The organism is Niveispirillum sp. SYP-B3756, assembly GCF_009495745.1.
GTDB lineage: Bacteria > Pseudomonadota > Alphaproteobacteria > Azospirillales > Azospirillaceae > Niveispirillum.
The window spans coordinates 215291-235524 of sequence record NZ_WIDQ01000002.1 but is presented as its reverse complement, the minus strand read 5'-3'; the positions used below and the strand labels follow the sequence as shown (position 1 = coordinate 235524).

The 20234-nt window shown below is 64.6% G+C and carries 16 protein-coding genes; 9 read left to right on the top strand and 7 right to left on the bottom strand.

The window, feature by feature from the left end; genetic code table 11:
* The first annotated feature begins 4 nt into the window (after positions 1–4).
* The 3 genes from flgA (at position 5) to GE253_RS04955 (ending at position 2086) form a co-directional block, all read left to right on the top strand.
* The gene (gene flgA, locus GE253_RS04965) at positions 5–706 is read left to right on the top strand and encodes a flagellar basal body P-ring formation chaperone FlgA (RefSeq protein WP_173012504.1); all 702 of its coding nucleotides are present in this window, start codon (positions 5–7) and stop codon (positions 704–706) included.
* Between the two features lie 11 nt (positions 707–717).
* Entirely contained in the window at positions 718–1461 is a 744-nt protein-coding gene (gene flgH / locus GE253_RS04960; protein ID WP_153203037.1) for a flagellar basal body L-ring protein FlgH, read from the top strand.
* Positions 1462–1645: 184 nt separating this feature from the next.
* Positions 1646–2086: a hypothetical protein gene (locus GE253_RS04955; RefSeq protein ID WP_153203036.1), complete on the top strand. Its 441-nt coding sequence runs from the start codon at positions 1646–1648 to the stop codon at positions 2084–2086.
* 24 nt (positions 2087–2110) lie between these two features.
* Here GE253_RS04955 and GE253_RS04950 read toward each other — a convergent pair whose 3' ends face one another.
* Positions 2111–2848 carry a GntR family transcriptional regulator gene (locus tag GE253_RS04950; protein ID WP_153203035.1) on the bottom strand — a complete coding sequence of 246 codons (738 nt, stop codon included), beginning with the start codon at positions 2846–2848 and terminating at the stop codon, positions 2111–2113.
* A gap of 314 nt (positions 2849–3162) precedes the next feature.
* On the opposite strand from GE253_RS04950, the gene GE253_RS04945 reads away from it, so the two are divergent.
* A complete protein-coding gene (locus GE253_RS04945; RefSeq protein WP_153203034.1) occupies positions 3163–4140 on the top strand; it encodes a LysR substrate-binding domain-containing protein in 978 nt (325 codons plus the stop codon).
* A gap of 170 nt (positions 4141–4310) precedes the next feature.
* Here the strand turns inward: GE253_RS04945 and GE253_RS04940 are convergent, their stop codons facing one another.
* From GE253_RS04940 to GE253_RS04920, 5 genes are all read right to left on the bottom strand, one after another.
* Positions 4311–6422: an acetate--CoA ligase family protein gene (locus GE253_RS04940; protein WP_153203033.1), complete on the bottom strand. Its 2112-nt coding sequence runs from the start codon at positions 6420–6422 to the stop codon at positions 4311–4313.
* 282 nt (positions 6423–6704) lie between these two features.
* Positions 6705–7538 (bottom strand): p-hydroxycinnamoyl CoA hydratase/lyase, encoded by an 834-nt coding sequence (locus GE253_RS04935; RefSeq protein WP_153203032.1) that lies wholly within the window; start codon positions 7536–7538, stop codon positions 6705–6707.
* Positions 7539–7624: 86 nt separating this feature from the next.
* Positions 7625–9100: a benzaldehyde dehydrogenase gene (locus tag GE253_RS04930; protein ID WP_348770775.1), complete on the bottom strand. Its 1476-nt coding sequence runs from the start codon at positions 9098–9100 to the stop codon at positions 7625–7627.
* 40 nt (positions 9101–9140) lie between these two features.
* Positions 9141–9578 carry a nuclear transport factor 2 family protein gene (locus GE253_RS04925; protein ID WP_153203031.1) on the bottom strand — a complete coding sequence of 146 codons (438 nt, stop codon included), beginning with the start codon at positions 9576–9578 and terminating at the stop codon, positions 9141–9143.
* A gap of 12 nt (positions 9579–9590) precedes the next feature.
* Complete coding sequence (locus tag GE253_RS04920; RefSeq protein ID WP_153203030.1) at positions 9591–10334, bottom strand: alpha/beta hydrolase; 744 nt, start codon at positions 10332–10334, stop codon at positions 9591–9593.
* 228 nt (positions 10335–10562) lie between these two features.
* Here GE253_RS04920 and GE253_RS04915 point away from each other — a divergent pair, with 228 nt between their 5' ends.
* A complete protein-coding gene (locus GE253_RS04915; RefSeq protein ID WP_211101345.1) occupies positions 10563–12992 on the top strand; it encodes a TonB-dependent receptor in 2430 nt (809 codons plus the stop codon).
* Between the two features lie 246 nt (positions 12993–13238).
* Positions 13239–13730: an Lrp/AsnC family transcriptional regulator gene (locus GE253_RS04910; RefSeq protein WP_153203029.1), complete on the top strand. Its 492-nt coding sequence runs from the start codon at positions 13239–13241 to the stop codon at positions 13728–13730.
* A 380-nt stretch (positions 13731–14110) separates the two neighbouring features.
* Here the strand turns inward: GE253_RS04910 and GE253_RS04905 are convergent, their stop codons facing one another.
* A complete protein-coding gene (locus tag GE253_RS04905) occupies positions 14111–17866 on the bottom strand; it encodes a response regulator (protein ID WP_153203028.1) in 3756 nt (1251 codons plus the stop codon).
* 287 nt (positions 17867–18153) lie between these two features.
* On the opposite strand from GE253_RS04905, the gene GE253_RS04900 reads away from it, so the two are divergent.
* From GE253_RS04900 to GE253_RS04890, 3 genes are read left to right on the top strand one after another with little or no spacing between them, the layout of a single operon-like run.
* Positions 18154–18810 (top strand): PepSY-associated TM helix domain-containing protein, encoded by a 657-nt coding sequence (locus GE253_RS04900; RefSeq protein ID WP_153203027.1) that lies wholly within the window; start codon positions 18154–18156, stop codon positions 18808–18810.
* A 35-nt stretch (positions 18811–18845) separates the two neighbouring features.
* Positions 18846–19355: a DUF2271 domain-containing protein gene (locus GE253_RS04895; RefSeq protein ID WP_153203026.1), complete on the top strand. Its 510-nt coding sequence runs from the start codon at positions 18846–18848 to the stop codon at positions 19353–19355.
* 30 nt (positions 19356–19385) lie between these two features.
* The gene (locus GE253_RS04890) at positions 19386–20201 is read left to right on the top strand and encodes a DUF4198 domain-containing protein (protein WP_153203025.1); all 816 of its coding nucleotides are present in this window, start codon (positions 19386–19388) and stop codon (positions 20199–20201) included.
* Positions 20202–20234: the final 33 nt, after the last annotated feature.

The window sequence follows — 20234 nt, the reverse complement described above, 5'->3', positions numbered from 1 at the left end:
CCGGATGAAGCGCATCGCCCCCGCCCTGCTGGCCCTTCTGCTGCTGTCGGCCCCCATCGCCCCGGTGCTGGCCCAGCCCGCCACCGGCACCGAACAGGCCGACAGCGCCACCCGCCTGTTGCTGGCGGAAATCCAGGCCCGCTATGGCGAGGCGCTGGGGGAAGGGGAATTGCGCCTGCGTCTGAAAGACCCGGTGACCCGCCCCGTCAGCGGGGTGGAGCAGATGAATTTCGATCCCGCCACCCGCCGTTTTGCAGCCATGCTGCGCAGCAAAATGGGCGAACAGGAGGTTCGGTTCCGCGTGGATGGGGAGGTCTGGACGGAAATCCAGGTGCCCGTTCCGACCCGCCGCATCAGCGCCGGTGAGGTGATTGCGGCCGGCGACCTGACCCTGATCCCCATGCGCAACGATCAGGTGAGCGGCCGCACCCTGACCAGCGCCCAGTCCATGGTGGGGATGGAGGCCAAGCGCCTGCTCTCCCCCGGCCGACCGGTGCAGGCCAGTTCGATCAGCCAGCCGGTGATCATCCAGCGCAACAAGCCGGTGACGGTGGAATTCCGCCAGGGTCCGCTGCTCGTAACGGCCCGTGGCCGCGCCCTGGCCAATGCCGGCTTGGGCGATCTGGTGCGGGTGCAGAATCTGGACAGCAACCGCACCGTCACCGCCACCGTCACCGGTCCTGGCACGGTCAGCGCAGGGGATTGAGGAGCAAGTCGATGCATGACGTGAAGACAAAGGCGGCCATCCTGCTGCTGGGTCCGCTGCTGCTGGCCGGCTGTGCCGATCGGCTGGACCATCTGGGCAAGGCCCCCAGCATGACGCCGATCGAAAATCCAGGCCAACAGGCCGAAGCCACCGGCGTCAGTATGCCGATGCCGCAACGCTCCACCCAATTACGGCAGCCGGCCTCCTTGTGGGAGGCGGATGCGCGCGGCTTCCTGCGCGACCTGCGTGCCACCAAGGTGGGCGATATCGTCACCGTGGTGGTGAACATGGCCGAGCAGGCCAAGATCAGCAACCAGACCACCCGGTCGCGCGCCGGCAGCGAGAAGACCGGCGTGCCCAATTTCCTGGGCCTGGAAAGCAAGCTGAAATCGGTGCTGCCCGACGCGGTGGACCCGCAGAATCTGGTGAACCTGAATTCCAGCGGCAGTTCCAGCGGCTCCGGTGCGGTGAACCGGCAGGAAAATATCTCGTTGCAGGTGGCGGCCGTTGTCACCAACGTGCTGCCCAACGGCAATCTGGTGATTGCCGGGCGGCAGGAAATGCGGGTGAATTACGAACTGCGCGAACTACGCATCGCCGGGGTGATCCGCCCACAGGACATCACCACCACCAACACCGTCAGTTACGAAAAGATCGCCGAAGCCCGCATCGCCTATGGCGGTCGCGGCCAGCTGACCGACCTGCAGCAGCCGCGCATCGGCCAGCAGGTGCTGGACGCGGTGCTGCCGTTTTAGGGTCGTTTTACGGTTGAGCGGCTTCCGAAGCCTGGCCCCTTCCGCACCGATATTCCCTGCAATTTACCACCGTCATTCCCGCGAAGGCGGGAATCCATACGACAGCGCGGGTTTTGGATTCCCGCCTTCGCGGGAATGACGGTTAAAGGCTTATCGTCAACACCCCCCATCCACAGGCCAAACCATGCCCCTGCCAAAGCTTGCCCTTCCCGCCCTGGCCGGGCTGTCCCTGTTTGTTGCCGGGGCTGCTGGCGGCTATCTCACCGCCCCGTCGGAGAAGGTCGCCGTGACGGTTGCCGATGCCGATGCCAAACCGGCCATGGGCGATCTGGGCACGTTGATCGTGCCGATCTGGCAGCATGGCAAGGTGGTGGCTTTCCTGGCGACGGAACTACGCCTGGAACTGGCCCCCGGCAACAGCCCGGACACCATCCTGCCCCCCGTGCGCGACCGGCTGTTGAGCAGCCTTTATGAACAGGGCGCCAAGGGCCAACTGGCCCCCAGCGGCATCCAACCCGCCCGCTTCAAGGCCGATCTGCTGCGGCTGGCGCAGGAGGTGGCAGGGCCCAAGGTCACCGGCGTGGAACTGGTGCGACTGGTCCATCAGGAAAACCGCCGCGCCTGAGCTTGGGTTATCCACCAACCCCGTTCAGGCTGGCCGCCAATCCGCCCAGGTCAGGTCCAGATCGATGCTGTTCTTCTGGGTCAGCGCATGTTCGCGGAACAGGAATTCCGCGCGGGCGCCATCGCGGCTGGCAATGGCGTCGACAATGGCATGATGCTGCTGGTGGGCATAAAACAGGATATTATACATGCCCTCCCCGCCGCGCTGCTGGAAGGCCAGGCTGAGCGGGGAAACGAAGGGCACGATATTGCAGCGCTGAGCAAAGCTGACCAGCAGCGGCCGCCCCGCCCCTTCCAGGATCAGCCGGTGGAACCGGTCATTCATCACGCCATAGCGCGCCTCGTCCTCTTCCTCGATCATGCGCTTGGCGAAGATGGCATCGCCCTGGGCCAGACAGGTGCGCAGGGCTGAGAGCAACAGTTCCGGCGCGCCGCGTTCGGCCAGGGTGCGGGCGGCCAGCCCCTCCATCACCGCGCGCAGCTCTATCGCCTCCACCGTTTCCTGCGCGGTAAAGGTGCGCACGGCATAGCCGCGCCGGCCCGATGCCACCAGCAGCCCTTCCTGGGCCAGGGCCGGCAGCGCCTGACGCACCGGCGTGCGCGACAGGTTGAGACGGTCGGCAATCTCCGTCTCCCGCACCCGTTCGCCGGGGGCCAGTTCTCCGCGCAGGATCATTTCCCGGATGCGCAACACCACGGTGGCCAACTGCTTGGCCGAGGTGGCGGGGCCGGCCGGCACGGGCGGAACGGTCAGGCTGGTCATGCAACTACCCCGGAAAAACGCAAACCGCCGGCACTGACCGGCCGGCGGATGCTGAACGGTTGCATCATATCGCCCTTCACAAAACCCGGCAAACCGGAATCCGGGATCCATACTGGATCCAGAGCAGCATTTTTCAGCGATATGAACGGGACGTATTGACCTGTTTGGATCCAAAGCCATATAGTTCTGAGAAATAACAATATGCGCTTACGGGAGGCGATGGTGACGTCAGGTCTCAATGGCATCGGTATCTCGCCTGTGCTGGTGACGGGTTTTGCCAAGGGTTTCGGCCATGCCTGCCCCGGAGGTGCATCATGATGCTGGCCCCGGTAAGCGGCAGTGGCGGCCCCACGCCGAACTATCTGGAACAACGCTTGAAGATCAGGCACTTGCGCGCCATCGACGCCATTGACCGGCATGGCAGCCTGCTGGGTGCCGCCCGGTCGCTGCATGTCAGCCAGCCGTCCTTGACCCGCACCCTGCATGAGGTGGAAAGCCTGATGGGCGGGGAGCTGTTCACCCGCCATGCCCGCGGGGTGCAAGCCACGGCGATGGGATCCATGCTGTGCGAAACCGCGCGCGGCGTGCTGGGCCAGATCCGGCGGTTGCAGAATGATATGAGCCGGCTGGCCGATACGCGCAGTGCGTCGATCACCGTTGGTGCCCTGCCGGTGGCGGCGGCCGGTCTGCTGCCCGCCGTGCTGCGCGAATTGTGCGACCGGGCACCGGACCTGAATGTCAATGTGCTGCAGGGCCGGACGGAAGAGCTGCTGCCCCGGCTGTGGGCCGGTGATATTGATCTGATCATCGGCCGGCTCTATCCGCCCGATCTGCCCGATGGGCTGATCCGCACGGTGCTCTATCATGAAGCCGTCTCCTTCATCGTGCGCAAAGGGCATCCGTTGCTGACGGACAGTGACCTGTCGCCGGAGGGCATTTCCCGTTATGGGCTGGTACTGCCGACGCTGACGCAGCGGATTGAACAGGATGTGCAATCCGCCATCCAGGCCGCCCGACTGAACCCCGCCCGGCAGTTGCGCATCAGTTCGATGAGCCTGGCGCGGGAACTGGCCAGCACCACCGATTTCGTGGTGGCGGTGCCGGCCATGCTGGTGGCCGATGAAATCCGCCGGGGCCTGTTCTGCCCCCTTGCCATTCCGGTCCAGGGGACACGGCGTTCCGGCGGCATCATTTCCCGCGATCCTCCGCAATCCGGCCCCGCCCGCCTGATCCTGCCCATCCTGCGCAACCAACTGGCCGAACTGCGCGAACTGGCGATTGTGGAGGCGTGAGGAGGGGTGAAAGGAAGTGGAGCTTTCGGCTCCAGCCTCAGTCTCTCTCCCCCGTCACCCCGGCGCAGGCCGGGGTCCAGGGGCCACAGGCACTTTGCTCTACGAGACTGGACCCCGGCCTGCGCCGGGGTGACGGGGGAGAATAGGGAGGTGAGGGCGCAAACGCCCCCTCACCGCACCACGATCAGCGCGTCCAGGGCGAGCGCCCCCTGGCCCTGCGGATAGGCGACGACGGGGTTGATATCCACCGCGGCCACATCCGGATGGGCCAGCATCAGCGCCCCCAGCTTGGTGACAATATCCGCCACCGCCGGCAGATCGACCGGCGGCGCCCCCCGGAAGCCGCGCAGCAATGCTGCACCTTTCAGCCGCAGCAATTCCGCCTCAATGGCGTCGCGTGACAGGTCAGGCGGCAGCAGGCGGACATCGTGCAGCGCCTCCGCCATCACGCCGCCCAGCCCGACCAGCAGCACCGGCCCCCATTCGGGATCATTATGGGCCCCGACGATCAGTTCGGTGCCGCGCGGCCCCATCTTTTCCACCAGCACCCCATCCAGCACCAGGCCCGGCCGGGCCTGGGCCAGGGCACCGGTCAGCCGGGCCCAACCGGCGGCCAGCGCCTGCGGCCCGTCCAGGTTCAGCACCACGCCGCCGACATCGCTTTTGTGCGACAGGGCCGCCGCCTGGGCCTTCAGCACCACCGGATAGCCGATGCGTTCCGCCGCCTGCTGCGCCTCGGCCAGCGATGTCGCCATGATGCCATCGGGCACCGGCACGCCCAGCGCCGACAGCACCGCCTTGGACCGGTATTCCGGCAAGGTGCCGGTATCAAAGACGAAACTGTCGCTGGCCTTGTCCGGCACCACCCGGCCCCGCCGATCCTGCGTCACCGATGCCGTCAGCCGGGCCAGCGCCACCAGGGCGCGCTCGGCGGTGGGGAAGAAGGGCACGCCCAGCCGGCGCAGCGCCGCGATATACTCCATCGGCACATCCGCCCCTTCATCCAGCCCGGCAAAGATCACCGGCTTGGATGGTTTCAACCGCTCCAAGGCGGCCAGGATGGGCGGGAATTTCAGGTGGCAGGTGCCGGGGTCGGTCAGGATGATGCCGAAAACGATGGCATCATACCGCTCATCCTCCAGCAGCACGGTCAGGGTGCGGTCATAAAGGCCGGGATCGACCAGGGCCTGGGCTGTCAAATCCAGCGGGTTGCTGGGCGGAATGAAATCCGGCAGCACTTGGCGCAGCCCGCTATCCGTCTTTTCCGACAGGGCGGGCAGGGCCAGCCCCTCCGCCTCGCACAGATCCAGGGTCAGGGCCTTGAAGGCCCCGGATTCGGTCATCACCATCACGCCACCGGCCGGCGGTTGCGGGCAGCGATACAGCAGTTCGGTGATATCCAGCAGGCTTTCCAGCCGATCGGCAATCACCACCCCTTCATGGGCCACCTTGGTGCACATCACGGCATAATCGCCGGCCATGGCCCCGGTATGGGTTTCGGCAGAGGCGCGCGCCGCCGCCGACCGGCCGGGATGCAGCAGCACCAGCCGCTTACCCTTGGCGCGGGCCTGCCGGGCCAGATCCAGGAAGCGCCGGGGCTGGCGGAACTGTTCCACGATCAGGGCGATGGTGTCGGCGTGCGGGTCATCCAGCAGATAGTCGATATAATCCTCAACCCCGCTGGCCGCCTCGTTCCCGGTGGAGACGTAGTAGGAAAGCCCGACATCGCGGGCCAGCAGCCCGACCGACAGCACCGCCGCCATCGCCCCGCTCTGGGAGACGATGGCCACCCCCTTGCGGTCGCCCAGCCGGATGGCCGGCACGTCGGTGAAGGTGAGGAAGGCCCCATCCAGATAATTCACCAGCCCCAGGCAGTTCGGCCCTTCCACCACCATGCCATAGGCGCGGGCAATATCGCGGATGCGCGCCTGATCGGCGCGGCCCTGTTCACCCGCCTCGGCAAAGCCGGCGGAAAAGATGATGACGCCGCCGACACCGCGCTTGCCGCAGGCTTCCAGCACCTCCAGCACGGCAGCGCGCGGAATGGCCAGCACCACGCAATCCACACCCTGGGGCAGATCATCCACGCTGGCGACACAGGCGCGCCCGCTGATCTGCGCGTGCTTGGGATTGACCAGATGGATGGCGCCGTCAAAGCCGGCGCGCTCCAGATTGCGCAGCACCGCAGAGCCCAGCGCCCCCGGATTGGGCGAGACCCCGACAATGGCGACGGAGCGGGGGCGCAGCAGCCGCTGCACGGAAAAGGCAGGTGACGGGTTCATGCCTGGGTTCCTCCAAAGAACAAGGGGCGTTCGCCCGGTTTTTTTGGTGTGTTGGGGGAGAGTGAACCGGCGCACAACTTGGCTGGCAGCCAGGGACGTGCATGTTTGACGGATTGCACACCGGCCAAGGCCCCCTCCACCGTCACCCCGGCGAAGGCCGGGGTCCAGAATCAAAGGGCACATTGCTCTACAAACTGGACCCCGGCCTTCGCCGGGGTGACGGTGGAAGATGAGGCTTTGACGTTGGGAGCAGGGCCAACGGCAAAGGCGCGTCCGCCCCCGTTACCGCCGATAGGACTGCAGCCCCGGCTTGATCGATTTCTCATCCAGGAACTGGCTCATGCCCTTTTCCCGGCCCTTTTCCTTGTCGCGCCCGATGGACTGGTCCACCTTGGCGTACAAATAATCCTCGTTCTGTTCCCAGGTCAGTTCGCGGCAGCGCTTGAAACCATGCTTGGCGGCGCGCAGGATCACCGGGTTCTTGTCCAGCAGCTTGGCCGCCAGTTCCACCGTGCGCGCCTTCAGCTCCGCCGCCGGCACGGCGTAATTCACCAGCCCCATTTCAGCGGCCTGCCGGCCGGTGAATGTGTCGCCGGTCATCACATATTCCAAAGCCTTGCGATGGCCCACCGTGTCGGCCAGCGCCTTGCTGACCAGATTGCCGGGCGGGATGCCCCAGTTTATCTCCGACAGGCCGAACACGGCATCTTCCGCCGCCACCGCCAGATCACACGCCACCAGGGGGGAGAAGGCGCCGCCGAAGCACCAGCCATTGACCATGGCGATGGTGGGCTTGCCATAGAAGCGCAGCACCCGCCATTGCCAGTTGGAGGCATCGCGCCGTACCCGTTCCTGCACCACATCCGACTTGCCGTCGGTTTCGCGGAAATATTCCTTCAAATCCATGCCGGCGGACCAGGCCGTACCCTCGCCCGTCAGCACCACCACCTTGACCTGTTCATCCAGTTCCAGATCGTTCAGCGCTTCCAGCATTTCCCGGTTCAGGGTCGGGCTCATGGCGTTGCGCTTTTCCGGGCGGTTGAAATAGAGCCAGCCGATCCCCTGATCGTCCAGATCCACCCGCACCGTCTGCCAGCGATTCTCGTAGCTTGCCATTTCCGTTCACTCTCCTCAGATGCCCGCCCCTTTTTGTGTTGTCGGGGCGGGCTTTATTGTTTCGATGCGAGGGGGCGGCACCGCCCTCAGAACGGCTTGGGCGAGGGCTTGTCCTCCACCGTCACCCAGCGCCATTGGGTGAACAGATCCCAGTTGGCCGGGCCGCCCGTATTGCCGCCATTGCCAGAGGCACCGCGCCCGCCGAACGGATTGAAAATCTCATCGCTGACCGTCTGGTCATTGATATGCAGGATGCCGGAGTTGATCTTGTCGCCAATGGCCAAGGCACGGGCCAGATTGGGGGAGAAGACGGCGGATGACAGGCCATATTCGGTATCGTTGGCGATGTTCACCGCCTCCTCGTCACTGCCGAACGGGATGATGTTGGCCACCGGGCCGAACACTTCCTCCCCATAGGCGCGCATCCCCGGCTTCACGCCGTACAGCACGGTGGGGCGGTAGAACAGGCCCTCAAAACTGCCGCCGGCGGCCAGCTTGGCCCCCTTGGCCACGGCATCCTGTACAATGTCATGCACCCGGTCGCGCTGGCTGGCGCTGATCAGCGGGCCCAGGGCGACATTATCGGTGGCAGGATTGCCCACCGGCAGGTGACTGGCCTTTTCCGCCAGCCGGGCGGCAAAGGCATCGGCAATGCGCTCCTGCACCAGGATGCGGCCGGACGCCATGCAGATCTGCCCCTGATGCAGGAAAGCCCCCATGGCGGCATTGGAGGCGGCTTGATCGACATCCGCATCCTCCAGCACGATCAGCGGGCTCTTGCCGCCCAGTTCCAGCGAGGCGCGCTTCAGCAGCCGGCCACAGGCCTCCCCGATGGCACGCCCGGCGCGGGTGGAACCGGTGAAGCTGATCATCCGCACCAGCGGATGTTCCACCAAGGCCTCGCCCACATCCACCCCACCGGGCAGCAGGTGGAAAACATCGGCAGGCAGGCCCGCCTCCTCAAACAGCCGGGCCAGCACGACGCCGCCGGAAACAGAGGTGCGCGGATCGGGCTTCAGGATCACGGCATTGCCGGTGGCCAGCGCCGGGGCCACGGCGCGGGCGGCCAGGATCAGCGGCACATTGAAGGGGGAAATCACGCCCACCACCCCATGCGGCACCCGCTTGGCATAGCTTTGCCGACCGGTGATGGAGGGCAGCAGCAGGCCGCGATTTTCCCCCAGCATCCCCGCCGCCTGATGGAAGATGGCGATCGTCTCGTTGATTTCCAGTTCCGCCTTGGGCCGGATGGAACCGGTTTCCCGGATGATCCAGCCGATAATCTCCTCGGCCTGTTCCCCCAGCAGGGTGGCCACCCGCAGCATGATGGCGATCTTCGTGCGCTCCGGTGTGGTCTGCCAGCGCTTCTGCGCCTCATGCGCCCGCTGTGCGGCCACCGCCACATCGGCGGGCGTGGCGGCACCCAACTGGCCCAGGGTCTCACCGGTCGCCGGTTCGGTCACTGTCAGCGTGCCCGCCGTGCCGGCGTTCCAGCCGCCCAGGAACAGTTTGCCCATCCAGCGCCGGGGGGCCAGGAAAGTCTCAGTCGCCTTGTCCGTCACCGTTTCCTCCGTCCTTATATTTTTGGGTGGGGCGGCTTGTTCAGGGTGCGTCCTGCAAGCCGCCCTTCATCAGCAACGATCCCTGTCGGGACCGGAAAAGCCAGTCCTCGCCCTGGCGCACCAGTTCATCGTCAAACCCGCCGACCAGCAGGCTGACCGGCCCACCGGCCACGGGGCTGGTGAACAGGATGATCTGGCTGCGTGCCTGGGCGGCCTGCCCGTCGGGCAGTAGATCAATCTCAATATTGGCGGCCAGATGCCGGGTCAGGCGCGGCGGCCGCGCCTTGAAAGAAGCCAGAATGGCCACCCGCCCGATGATCGGCTGGTCCGGCGTTGTCGGCCGCGCAAAGCGCCCGTCGGGCGTGAACAGGCTGGCCAACGCCTCGTAATCCCCAGAATCATTCAGGCGGATAAACTGATGGATCAGCCGGGTGATGGCCCGTTCCGCCAGCAGTTCGTCCAGCAGCGCGCGTTCCATCCCCGGCCCCCTTTAATCCACCGCCAGCCAGCGGCGCAGGGCCTGGGTGACGGCAACGGGGGCCTCCATCGGGGCCATGTGGCCGCTTTGTTCGAAAATCTCCAGCTTCGCCTGGGGAATGGCGTCGGCCATGGCCTGATGCTGGGCCGGCGGGCTCCAGCCATCCTGGCGGCCCACGCCCAGCATCACCGGGCAGCCGATGCGCGACAGGCCGGGCCCGGCATCGGGCCGGTTCAACAGCGCCCGCACCTGCCCTTCATAAATTTCCGGCGACATGCGCTCCACCATGTCGGTCAGCACGCCCATGAAATCCGGGTCTTGCAGCCGGTCGGGATGCACCATCGGCGGCAGCCAGCGGGCGGCCAAAGCCGTCATCCCTTCTGCCTTGGCCAGATCGATCAGCACCTGACGCTTTTCCGGCTCGCCCGGCTGCGGGCCATGGGTGCCGGTATCCAGCAGGCCCAGCCGGTCCACCCGGTCGGGCCGCTGGCGGATGATTTCCAGCGCCACCCGCCCGCCCATGGAATGGCCGGCCAGGGCAAAGCGGGCGGGTGCCTCGGCCAGCACCGCCTGTGCCATGGCATTCAGGCTGTCGAAGAAGCGAAAATCGGGGATACGGACCTCATGCCCGTCGGCGGTCAGCGCCTCGGCCTGATGTTTCCAGACGATCCCGTCACACAGCAGACCGGGCAGCAGATAAATGACGGAGCGGGGGGCAGCCACGTCGTACACCTTGACGTTTGCGATCCGGTCCATGAGCTGACCGTTGATCCGACTTTCCCCCGAAAGCCCCCGCCCGTCTTATCGCGTTTCCGCACGAAGCTATAACCTTTGTTGATAGGCATCGCCCAGCCGCCCGTTCTATCGGGTTTGGTTATAGCTTCGTGCCAAAACGGGATAAGACGGCAGACGTTTTTTCCCCGACATTCCGATCATCAATAACCGGGCCAGCCACAAAGCCCGGACCCCAAGGGAGGATCAGGAATGACACGAGGGCGCAACACCCGGACCCAAAGCCTTGCCCTGGCCACGGCCGGCACCCTGTTGGCGCTGCTGGCCTTGCCGGCCACCGCGCAGGAACAGATTGAAGAAATCATCGTCACCGCGCAGAAGCGGGCGGAAAATGTGCAGGATGTGCCGATCGCCGTCAGCGCCTTTTCCGCCGAAGCGCTGGAGACCAAGGGCATCGTCGATGTGCAGAACATCGCCGCCATCGCCCCCAACATCAATCTGGATGCCGGTTCGCCCTTCTCCGGCTCGCCTTCGGTGCTGTCCGCCTCCATCCGCGGTATCGGTCAGGATGATTTCGCCTTCAACCTGGACCCCGGTGTCGGCGTCTATGTTGATGGTGTCTATCTGGCGCGCACCACCGGCGCCAATGCCGACCTGATGGATGTCGGCCATATCGAAGTGTTGAAGGGTCCACAAGGGACGCTGTTCGGGCGTAACACCATCGGTGGTGCCATCAGCATCGTCACCCGCCAGCCGGCCGAACAGTTCGGCGCCACCGCATCCGTCACCGGCGGCAGCCTGAACCGGTTCGATGTGGGGGTGGCCGCCGATGTGCCGCTGACCGACACGCTGTTCAGCTCCTGGGCCTTTTCATCGAAGAAACGCGACGGCTATCTGAAGGTGGAGAAGTTCCCCGGCCTGTCCGGCACCGTCACCGACCAGACGCCGCTGAGCCGCGCCGGGTCCGGCACGTCTGACCGGCAGGGCAATATTGACAGCCACACAGCCCGCGGCAAGCTGTTCTGGAAGGGCAATGGCAGCGTCACCAACACGCTGAGCTTTGATTATACCCGCGACCGTTCCACCACCACCAACAACCTGCTGGCCACCAACCCCACTGGCGGCCTGCTGGCCATCTATAATCTCTGCGTCAGCAACCCGGCCCCGGTGATTGCCGCCATCAGTGCCGCCCCCGGCAACCCCAATTTCACCAATGCCTGCGTATTGCCGCGCGGCGTGGTGGGCACGCCGCTGACCGGCGCCGGCACGCGGCTGACCTTTGACAATAAGTTCCTCAGCAAGGACATCGACAAGACCTACGGCAGCAATCTCAGCTTCTCCCGCCTGCAGACCTTCGGGTTCACCAACACGCTGGATTGGGACATTGACGATGATATGGGGCTGAAATCCATCACCTCTTATCGCCGCCTGCTCTGGTCGGCGGGGCTGGATGCCGATGGGTCACCGCTGAACATGGCCGACCTGTCCTTCACCATGAAGCAATATCAGGTCAGCCAGGAACTCCAGCTCACCGGCAAGGCGTTCAGCGACAAGCTGCATTATGTCTATGGGCTTTATTACTTTAACGAAGGCGGCAGCCTGCATGATTACGTGACCTTCAACGAAGGTCTGCTGCAGCTGGACGGGCCCAACACGCTGGAAACCAGTTCGGCCGCCGCCTATACCCACCTGAATTATGAACTGACCGATAAGATCGGTCTGACCGTGGGTGCCCGCTATACCTGGGAGCATAAGACGTTCGAGGGCGGCCAGTCCGACCTGAACGCGCTGAATTACAAGCTGTCCGGCTGCTATCCGGTGTCGGAGGCCTGCCGCGTGGCCCTGGGCTTCCCCGTGCCGGGCCAGCCGCTGCGTTACTATCCGGCAGGGGAAAACAAGAAGACCTATTACATCTTCACCCCCCGCCTGGGGGCGGAGTATCACATCACCGATGATGTGATGGGCTATGGTTCCTGGACCAAGGGTTTCAAGTCCGGCAGCTGGACGACACGCCTGTCCAACCCGCTCTCCACCGCCCCCGGTTTCGGCCCGGAAAAGGCCGAAACCTATGAGCTGGGCGTGAAGTCGGAGCTGCTGGACCGCCGCCTGCGCCTGAATGTGGCCGGTTTCCGCACCGATTACCGGGGCATCCAGCTTAATTTCCAGGAAGGTGTTTCGCCCACCCTGCGCAATGCCGGCGAGGCGCGCATCTGGGGTGGCGAGGCCGAGTTCCAGGCCCTGCTGGGCAATGGCTTCACCCTGGACGGTACGCTGGGTTACCTGCACGCCCGCTATCAGCAGGTGGCCCCCGGCGCTCTGGGTGTGACGCTGGACAGCCGCCTGCCCAAGACGCCGACGCTGAAATTCAGCCTCAGCCCGTCTTACACCGCCGACCTGCCCAATGATGCCACCCTGCGCTTCGGTGTGGACTATACCCACACAGGGGCCATGTATAATGACAGTGCCAACACGGAACTGCTGCGCCGCCCGTCAATCGACATGGTCAATCTCTCCGTCACCTACACGGCACCCGACGGGCGCTGGTCGGCCACGGTGGGCGGCACCAACATCACCGATGAACGCTACCTGACCACCGGCAACCAGAATGATGCCGCCGGCGTCACTTTCGGCAGCTACAACGCCCCGGCCCAGTGGTACGCGACGTTGAAATATAAGTACTGAGCAAGAATCCCCCAAGGTCGACCGGCCTGCCTATATCAAGAGCCATGCCCCATGGCTCTTGATTTTTTTGTCCGCCCTCAGTCGCCCCGCGACTGAGGGAACATGAAATCTCTCTGGATCGGTCACGATCAAGAGAGATTGGCATAAGTATTTTGCCTTTGGCAGTGGGCGTCGCCATCATGCCGCTTGGCATACGCACACACACGCGTGCGTGCGCTCCATCCGCCCCCGCAAAGGCCGTTTGCCATGAGTCCTTCCCGACGTCGCCTGGACCAGATCGACCAGCGTATTCTGATGGCGCTGCAGCAGGATGGTCGCATCACCAACCAGGCCCTGTCGGAAAAGGTGGGGCTGTCTCCCCGCCCCTGCCTGGAACGGGTGCGGCGGCTGGAACGGGAAGGGTTGATCCGCCGCTATCAGGCGGTGCTGGATATAAGGCGGCTGCAATCCTGCATCACCGTGTTGGCCCAGATCGCCATGGAACGGCACGGCCGGGAAAGCCGCCAGCTCTTCGAACGCAGGCTGGCCAATACGCCAGAGGTGGTGGAATGTTTCGAGGTCAGTGGTGCCTTTGACTATGTCGCCAAGCTGATCTGTCCGGATATCGACGCCTATCAGGAATTGACGCAAAGCTGGATCGATGACAGTGAGCTGGGGGTGGTACGGGTTACCAGCAATATCGTGCTGCGCCCGGTGCGCGATATGGCCCCCATCCCCCTGTTTGGACAGGAAGATTAATATCACCGCTCATCCATGATGGCCGTTGATACGGCGGCGATCGCCGCCGCCCGCCGCTGGGCGCGAGAAGCGAGCCCGCATGGCAGCCCCCCCCCCCGGCCCGGCGAAAAGCGCTTCCAAGGCCGGAAATCCTTCATCTTCTTGATCTAGCGCAAAGCGTCAACAGCCGGACACGCCTATTCTTACATCATCAAGACCGGATGATCGGTTCGGGCTTGTCTCTCTCGTCTTCGGGGCTTTGCCCCTGTCCGGATGCCCATGGGGGAGGGCTCTGTTTCCCCCGACCCTCTCTGTCCTGAAAACTAAAGGCCCGCCGGTATCATCCGACGGGCTTTTTCTTTTGGGCAGCCGGGAGCGGTTGGGGAATGCCGGTCCGTAGTTCAGCCCGGCTGTTCCGGCGCCAAGGCGGCTTCCACCGCTTCGCGCAGGCTGTCGGGCGTGAAGGGCTTGGGGATGAAGCCATCCATGCCGGCAGCCACCAGATCGGGCCAGACCTGTTCCTTCTGCTGGGCCGTCACGGCGATAACGCGCACGCGTGCGGCCGGACCGGCCAGTGCCCTGATCCGGCGTGTGGTTTCCAGCCCGTCCATACCCGGCATCTGCACATCCATCAGCACGGCATCGAAGGGGGCACCCGCCACCGCTTCCAGGGCGGCCTCCCCTGACGCAGCGGTGGTGACATGGAAACCCTGGCGGCGCAGCAGACTGGCGATCAAGGCTAGATTCAGCTCGCTGTCATCCACCACCAGCAGATGCCGGGGTGTCCCCTTGGCCACGGGGCAGGGGGGGGCTGCGGGTGGCGGTGGTGGCGGGGCCGGTGGATCGGTCCAGCCCTTCAGGGATAGCTGCAGCCCGCCCAGCCTTTCACTGATCTCTGCTGCCATGGCCTGCCAGATCGGCTTTTCTTCCCGCAGGGCCTGATTGGCGGCAGCGGCGCGGCGGCCCAGATCGGCGGCACCGATGGTAGCGGCCGTACCAGCCAACATATGCAGCAGGCGACCAACCGCCCCACTGTCCGGCAGCGCCAGGGCGTCGTGCAGACCGGGGATAAGACTGTCCAGCTGGCGGGTAAAACTGGTGATCAGGTTGGCCAGCAGGGTGGCATCATCACCGGCCCGCGCCAGCGCATCCTCAATATCCAGCAGGCCACGCAAGGCATCCAACCGCTGCATATCCGCTGTCACGGTCGCTGTTGCAGCCCGTTCCCCAAATTGCGCGGTGGCGCGCTGTGGCAACCAGCGCCGCAGAGCCGCCGCCAGATCTTCCAGGATCACCGGCTTGGTGACATGGTCATTCATACCGGCATCGCGGCAACGCTGCCGGTCGCTGTCCAGCGCATGGGCCGTCATGGCCAGGATGGGCAGATGGGCATTGGCCGGGTTGGCGCGGATGGCGCGGGTCGCGGCATAGCCATCCATCCCCGGCATCTGCACATCCATCAGCACCAGATCGAAGCGATGGCGGGCCACCATGGCCACGGCCTGGGCCCCATCCTCCGCCAGACTGACCCGCATGTCCCAGCGGGCCAGCAAATCCATCGCCACCTGCTGGTTCAGCGGATTATCTTCCACCAGCAGGATATCCGCCCCGCGCACATCGGCCAGACTGTCGCCCGGATCGGTTCCGTCCGGTATCTGGATGCTGGTGGCGAAGGCCTGATGCAGGGCATCGCGCATATCGGCCGGGGTCACCGGCTTGGCCAGCACCCGGCAGATGGGCAGTTGCGCCAATTGTCCGGCCAGCTCATCCACATCATAGGCGGTGACCATCAGAATCGGTTCCGGCTCCCCGCCCGGCAAGTCATGGATGCGTTGGCACAGGGTCAGCCCGTCCATGCCGGGCATCCGCCAGTCGATCAGCACCAGATCGAAGGGCTGTCCCTCTTCCCGCGCCCGGGCCAGCAGCGACAGCGCCTCATCCCCCGACCGCACGCCGGTCACCTGGATACCGTGCTGTTCCAGCATGTCGGCCAGCACTTCCACCGCCACGGCGCTGTCATCCACAATCAAGGCGCGGCGGCCGAAAAGGTCCACCATGCCGCGTGCCGTGTCGCCCGGCTTGGCCGGGCGCCAGCGCAGCGGGATGCGCAGCCGGAACAGGCTGCCCAGGCCGGGGGTGCTGCGCACCTCCACCTTTCCGCCCATCAGGTCCAGCAATTGCCGGCTGATGGCCAGACCCAGCCCGGTGCCGCCATATTTGCGGGTGGTGGAACTGTCGGCCTGGCTGAAACTGACGAACAGGCGAGATATCTGTTCGTCGGTCATGCCGATGCCGCTGTCGGAAACCTCAATCACCAGGGTCAGCCGGTCGGTTTCCACCATTTCCGTATGGGTATTGACGCTGACATGGCCGGTGGTGGTAAATTTGATGGCGTTGGCGACCAGATTATTCACCACCTGGGTCAGGCGCAGCGGATCGCCGATCAGCACGCGCGGCTGTTCCGGTGCGGCGCGCAGCTGAAAGCGCAGGCCCTTGCGCCGTGCATCTTCGGCATGGATGGCGGCGATACCATCCAGCATCTCCTCCAGTGGGAATTCCACCTGTTCGATGGTGACCTTGCCGGCCTCGATCTTCGACAGATCCAGCACACTGTTGATGATGCCCAGCAACGCTTTGCCCGACGCCTCGATCTTGCGCAGGTAATCGCGCGCCTTGGGCGGTAGGTCAGTGCGCAGAGCCAGATAGCTCATGCCGATCACCGCATTCATCGGCGTGCGGATTTCGTGGCTCATATTGGCCAGGAATTCGGATTTGGCGCGGCTGGCCGCCTCTGCCGCCGTCTTGGCGTCGGTCAGCGCCTGGGCCAGCCGCGTCAGCTCCGCCTCCCGCTGGCGGGACGCCGTGATGTCAGTATAGGTGGTGACGAAGCCGCCGCCCGGCATCGGATTGCCATGCACCTCCAGCACCCGGCCATTGGGGCGGGTGCGCTCGAACTTGTGCGGTTCGCCCGGCTTGATGCGGCCGATCCGCTGGGCCACCATCGCGTCCACATTGTCCACGGGGCCATATTCGCCGTTCGTGACGTTCCAGCGGATCAGCTCGGCCATGGATGTGCCGATGCTGCAGAGGCCCGGTGGCAGTCCCAGAATTCCCTCCAGGCTGCGATTGAAGGCCAGAACCTTCAGGTCGCTATCCACGGCGATGATGCCCTGATCGACCGTTTCCAGCACGGTGCCCAGCATGGCCTCCCGCGCCTGGGCCATGCCACGGGCCTCTTCCAGGCTGGTCACGTCCTGGAAGGTGGTCATCACCCAGTCGCCCCCGCCCTGCGGTCCGGCCAGCAGGGCAGTGTCCCGCCTGATCCAGGCCAGCGTGCCGTCGGGCCGCTGCACCGGGTGGCTGCTGCTGGAATCCGCACCCTCTGTCGTCGCCACCGGGGTCAGCGCCCGCAGCGTTGGCAACAGGGCATCCCGCGTCAACGGCGTATTGGCCGGCAGGCCGATCAGGGCAGGCAGATTGCTGGAGAATTCGTGATGGCCGTTATTGGGGTCGCTGACCCACCAGCCCAGCTGCGCCACCTTCTGTGCTGTCGCCAATCGCCTTTCATGATGACGCAACGCCAGGAAACCCTGCCAGTTGCCGCGCAGGAAAGCCAGCTGACCCGCCGTCATCAGTCCCATCAGGAGCACCACCCCCACCCGATCGGGATGGGGAACGAGGATGGCCACCATGATGGCCGCCAGATTCATCGGCATGGCATAGGCCAGACAGGCCTGTGGCACGGTGGAGAGTGCGGCATTGGCCCCCACCGCCAGGAAGGTGCAGCCCCCCATCAGCAGAAAGCGGATATCGGGCGTGGTGCGGGGCAGGTAATAGAACATCAGCCCGCACCACACCAACCCCAGCATGGAAGAGGACCGGATGATCCGCCCGATCCGCTGGCGAGAGACGGTCAGCGGCGCTGTCCGCCGCCTAGCCCGGATTACACTGATCATCGCCGGGCTCAACAGCAGGGGTACACCCAGGGTCAGCGGCGCCAACTCCCATACTGAGAACTGATCGGCCAGCAGCAGGGCACCGATCCAGGCACCGAACAGGTTGCCCGCAATGATCATCGGCAATTGCTGAACAAAGGCGACCGATTGCGCCGCCCGGACGGACCCTTCGTCCTGGATTTGATACCAAGGGTTCAGCAAGACCTGTGTTTCCCGTAAACAATGAGATGAGGGTGTTGCCAAAAGAAACTTTCCGGCCAACACATTCTGACAGGATGATAGGCCATCGTGCGGCTCCTGGCTTTCTATGCTGAGGGTTAGGCAACTTACGCGACAAGAGGCCGGCCAGGGTTGCCCTGGAAATCCGAGGCAAACCGCTGCGGAACGTTACCCAAAACCACCATCGCCCCTGTGTTAATTTCATTGCGACTTATTCGCATCCATGCTTCATATTTGCACCGATGATGGGTTACTGCTAGTGGATGGCGATGGCGGGGGCGGTAGGGAAAGTGGCCGGCGATGTGGCGGCGCAGTCGCGTCGGGCTTTCTGGCTGAAACATCTGCATCAATGGCACTGGGTCAGTTCGGCCCTGTGCCTGATCGCCATGCTGGGATTCGCCATTACCGGTATCACCTTGAACCATGCCGGCGCCATTGAGGCCAAACCGGTGGTGACCGAACAGCGCACCAGCCTGCCCGAAGCCCTGCGCCCCGCCCTGGCGGCGGTGGATGATACGGCCAGGCCCGCTCCCCCAGTGCCGGCCGCCGTGGCGGACTGGATTGCCGACACGCTGGGTGTGACGGTGGCCGGCCGGCCGGTGGAATGGTCAGCGGAGGAGATTTACATCTCCCTGCCGCGCCCCGGCGGGGATGCCTGGCTGTCCATCGACCGGGAAAGCGGTGCTGTGCTGCACGAGGTGACCGATCGCGGCTGGGTCTCTTACTTCAACGATCTGCATAAGGGCCGCAATACCGGGCCGGCCTGGGCCTGGTTCATCGATATCGCCGCCGGTGCCTGTCTGGTCTTCTGTCTGACCGGTCTGTTCCTGTTGCAGATGCACGCCCGCAACCGCCCCACCACCTGGCCTTTGGTGGGGCTGGGGCTGGTGGCGCCGCTGTTGCTGATGATCCTGCTGATCCATTGAGTTACTTATCTATTCAGTTATTGACGAGGAAACCGATGCGCAAGCTGTTGAGCGTCACCCTGACCGGTCTGGCCGCCACCCCCGCCATGGCAGGGGAAATGGCGGTGACGGTGGAAATCCCCCGGCTGGATGTGGCCGAATATCACCGCCCCTATCTGGCCGTTTGGGTGGAACAGAATGATCAGGCCATCGCCAATCTGACCGTCCGCTATGACGTGCAGAAGCGAGACAATGAAGGCACGAAATGGCTGAAGGACATGCGCCAATGGTGGCGCCGGTCGGGCCGCGACCAGAGTTTCCCCATCGATGGTGTCTCTGGCCCCACCCTGCCGGTGGGCGAACATACGCTGAGCTTTGATACGGCCAAGGGCCCGCTGGCGGCACTCAAGCCCGGTGCCTATGCGCTGGTGGTGGAGGCGGCGCGCGAAGTGGGCGGCCGCGAATTGCTGCGCATTCCCTTCGAATGGCCCGCCAAGGTGGCGGTTTCGCAATCGGTAAAGGGCAGCAGTGAGTTGGGCACCGTCGCGCTGGCCATCAAGCCCTGATTTTTCCTCCTCTGGAAAGGGTTACAAGACATGAAATCGCTGCTCGCCCGTACTGGCCTGACCATCGCCCTGATTGCCGGCATGGCCCTGCCCGCCGCCGCTCACCGCACCTGGATGTTGCCATCGGCCACCGTGCTGTCGGGCCAAGACCCGTGGATCACGGTGGATGCCGCCGTTTCCAACGATCTGTTCTATTTCGAACATGTGCCGCTGCGCCTGGACGGGCTGCAGGTCATCACCCCCGATGGCAGGGAGGGCAAGGCGGAGAACCAGGCCACCGGCAAATACCGCTCCACCTTCGATGTGCATCTGGACAAGCCCGGCACCTATAAGGTGGCGATGGCTGGTGGCGGCCTGATGGCCTCCTGGGAAGAGGGCGGTCAGCGCAAGCGCTGGCGCGGTACGGCCGAGAACTTCGCCAAGGAAGTGCCGGCCAATGCCGAAAAACTGCAGGTGACGGAGAATTTCCGCCGCATGGAAATCTTCGCCACTGCCGGCAAGCCGACCGATACGGCGCTGAAGCCGACGGGCAAGGGGCTGGAACTGGTGCCGGTGACCCACCCGAACGACCTGTTCGCCGGTGAGAATGCCACCTTCCAGTTCGTGCTGGATGGCAAGCCGGCCCCGGACCTGGAAGTCTCCATCATTCCTGGCGGCATTCGTTATCGCAATGAGCTGGGCGAGATGAAGCTGAAGACCGACAAGGAGGGCAAGGTGACAGTAAAATGGCCTGCCCCCGGAATGTATTGGATGGAGGCTGATCTGGAAGATAACAAAACCTCCGTCAAGCAGGCGGCCAAGCGCCGCGCCAGCTATAACACCACGCTGGAAGTGCTGGCCCAGTAACGGCCAGGGGGCGCCATGCCCTGGCGCCCCCGT

What these genes read in the sequence shown, in the direction of transcription:
- flgA (WP_173012504.1), top strand. Translation starts at nt 5, where the DNA reads ATGAAGCGCATCGCCCCCGCCCTGCTGGCCCTTCTGCTGCTGTCGGCC.
- flgH (WP_153203037.1), top strand. Translation starts at nt 718, where the DNA reads ATGCATGACGTGAAGACAAAGGCGGCCATCCTGCTGCTGGGTCCGCTG.
- GE253_RS04955 (WP_153203036.1), top strand. Translation starts at nt 1,646, where the DNA reads ATGCCCCTGCCAAAGCTTGCCCTTCCCGCCCTGGCCGGGCTGTCCCTG.
- GE253_RS04950 (WP_153203035.1), bottom strand. Translation starts at nt 2,848, where the DNA reads ATGACCAGCCTGACCGTTCCGCCCGTGCCGGCCGGCCCCGCCACCTCG.
- GE253_RS04945 (WP_153203034.1), top strand. Translation starts at nt 3,163, where the DNA reads ATGATGCTGGCCCCGGTAAGCGGCAGTGGCGGCCCCACGCCGAACTAT.
- GE253_RS04940 (WP_153203033.1), bottom strand. Translation starts at nt 6,422, where the DNA reads ATGAACCCGTCACCTGCCTTTTCCGTGCAGCGGCTGCTGCGCCCCCGC.
- GE253_RS04935 (WP_153203032.1), bottom strand. Translation starts at nt 7,538, where the DNA reads ATGGCAAGCTACGAGAATCGCTGGCAGACGGTGCGGGTGGATCTGGAC.
- GE253_RS04925 (WP_153203031.1), bottom strand. Translation starts at nt 9,578, where the DNA reads ATGGAACGCGCGCTGCTGGACGAACTGCTGGCGGAACGGGCCATCACC.
- GE253_RS04920 (WP_153203030.1), bottom strand. Translation starts at nt 10,334, where the DNA reads ATGGACCGGATCGCAAACGTCAAGGTGTACGACGTGGCTGCCCCCCGC.
- GE253_RS04915 (WP_211101345.1), top strand. Translation starts at nt 10,563, where the DNA reads ATGACACGAGGGCGCAACACCCGGACCCAAAGCCTTGCCCTGGCCACG.
- GE253_RS04910 (WP_153203029.1), top strand. Translation starts at nt 13,239, where the DNA reads ATGAGTCCTTCCCGACGTCGCCTGGACCAGATCGACCAGCGTATTCTG.
- GE253_RS04900 (WP_153203027.1), top strand. Translation starts at nt 18,154, where the DNA reads ATGGCGGGGGCGGTAGGGAAAGTGGCCGGCGATGTGGCGGCGCAGTCG.
- GE253_RS04895 (WP_153203026.1), top strand. Translation starts at nt 18,846, where the DNA reads ATGCGCAAGCTGTTGAGCGTCACCCTGACCGGTCTGGCCGCCACCCCC.
- GE253_RS04890 (WP_153203025.1), top strand. Translation starts at nt 19,386, where the DNA reads ATGAAATCGCTGCTCGCCCGTACTGGCCTGACCATCGCCCTGATTGCC.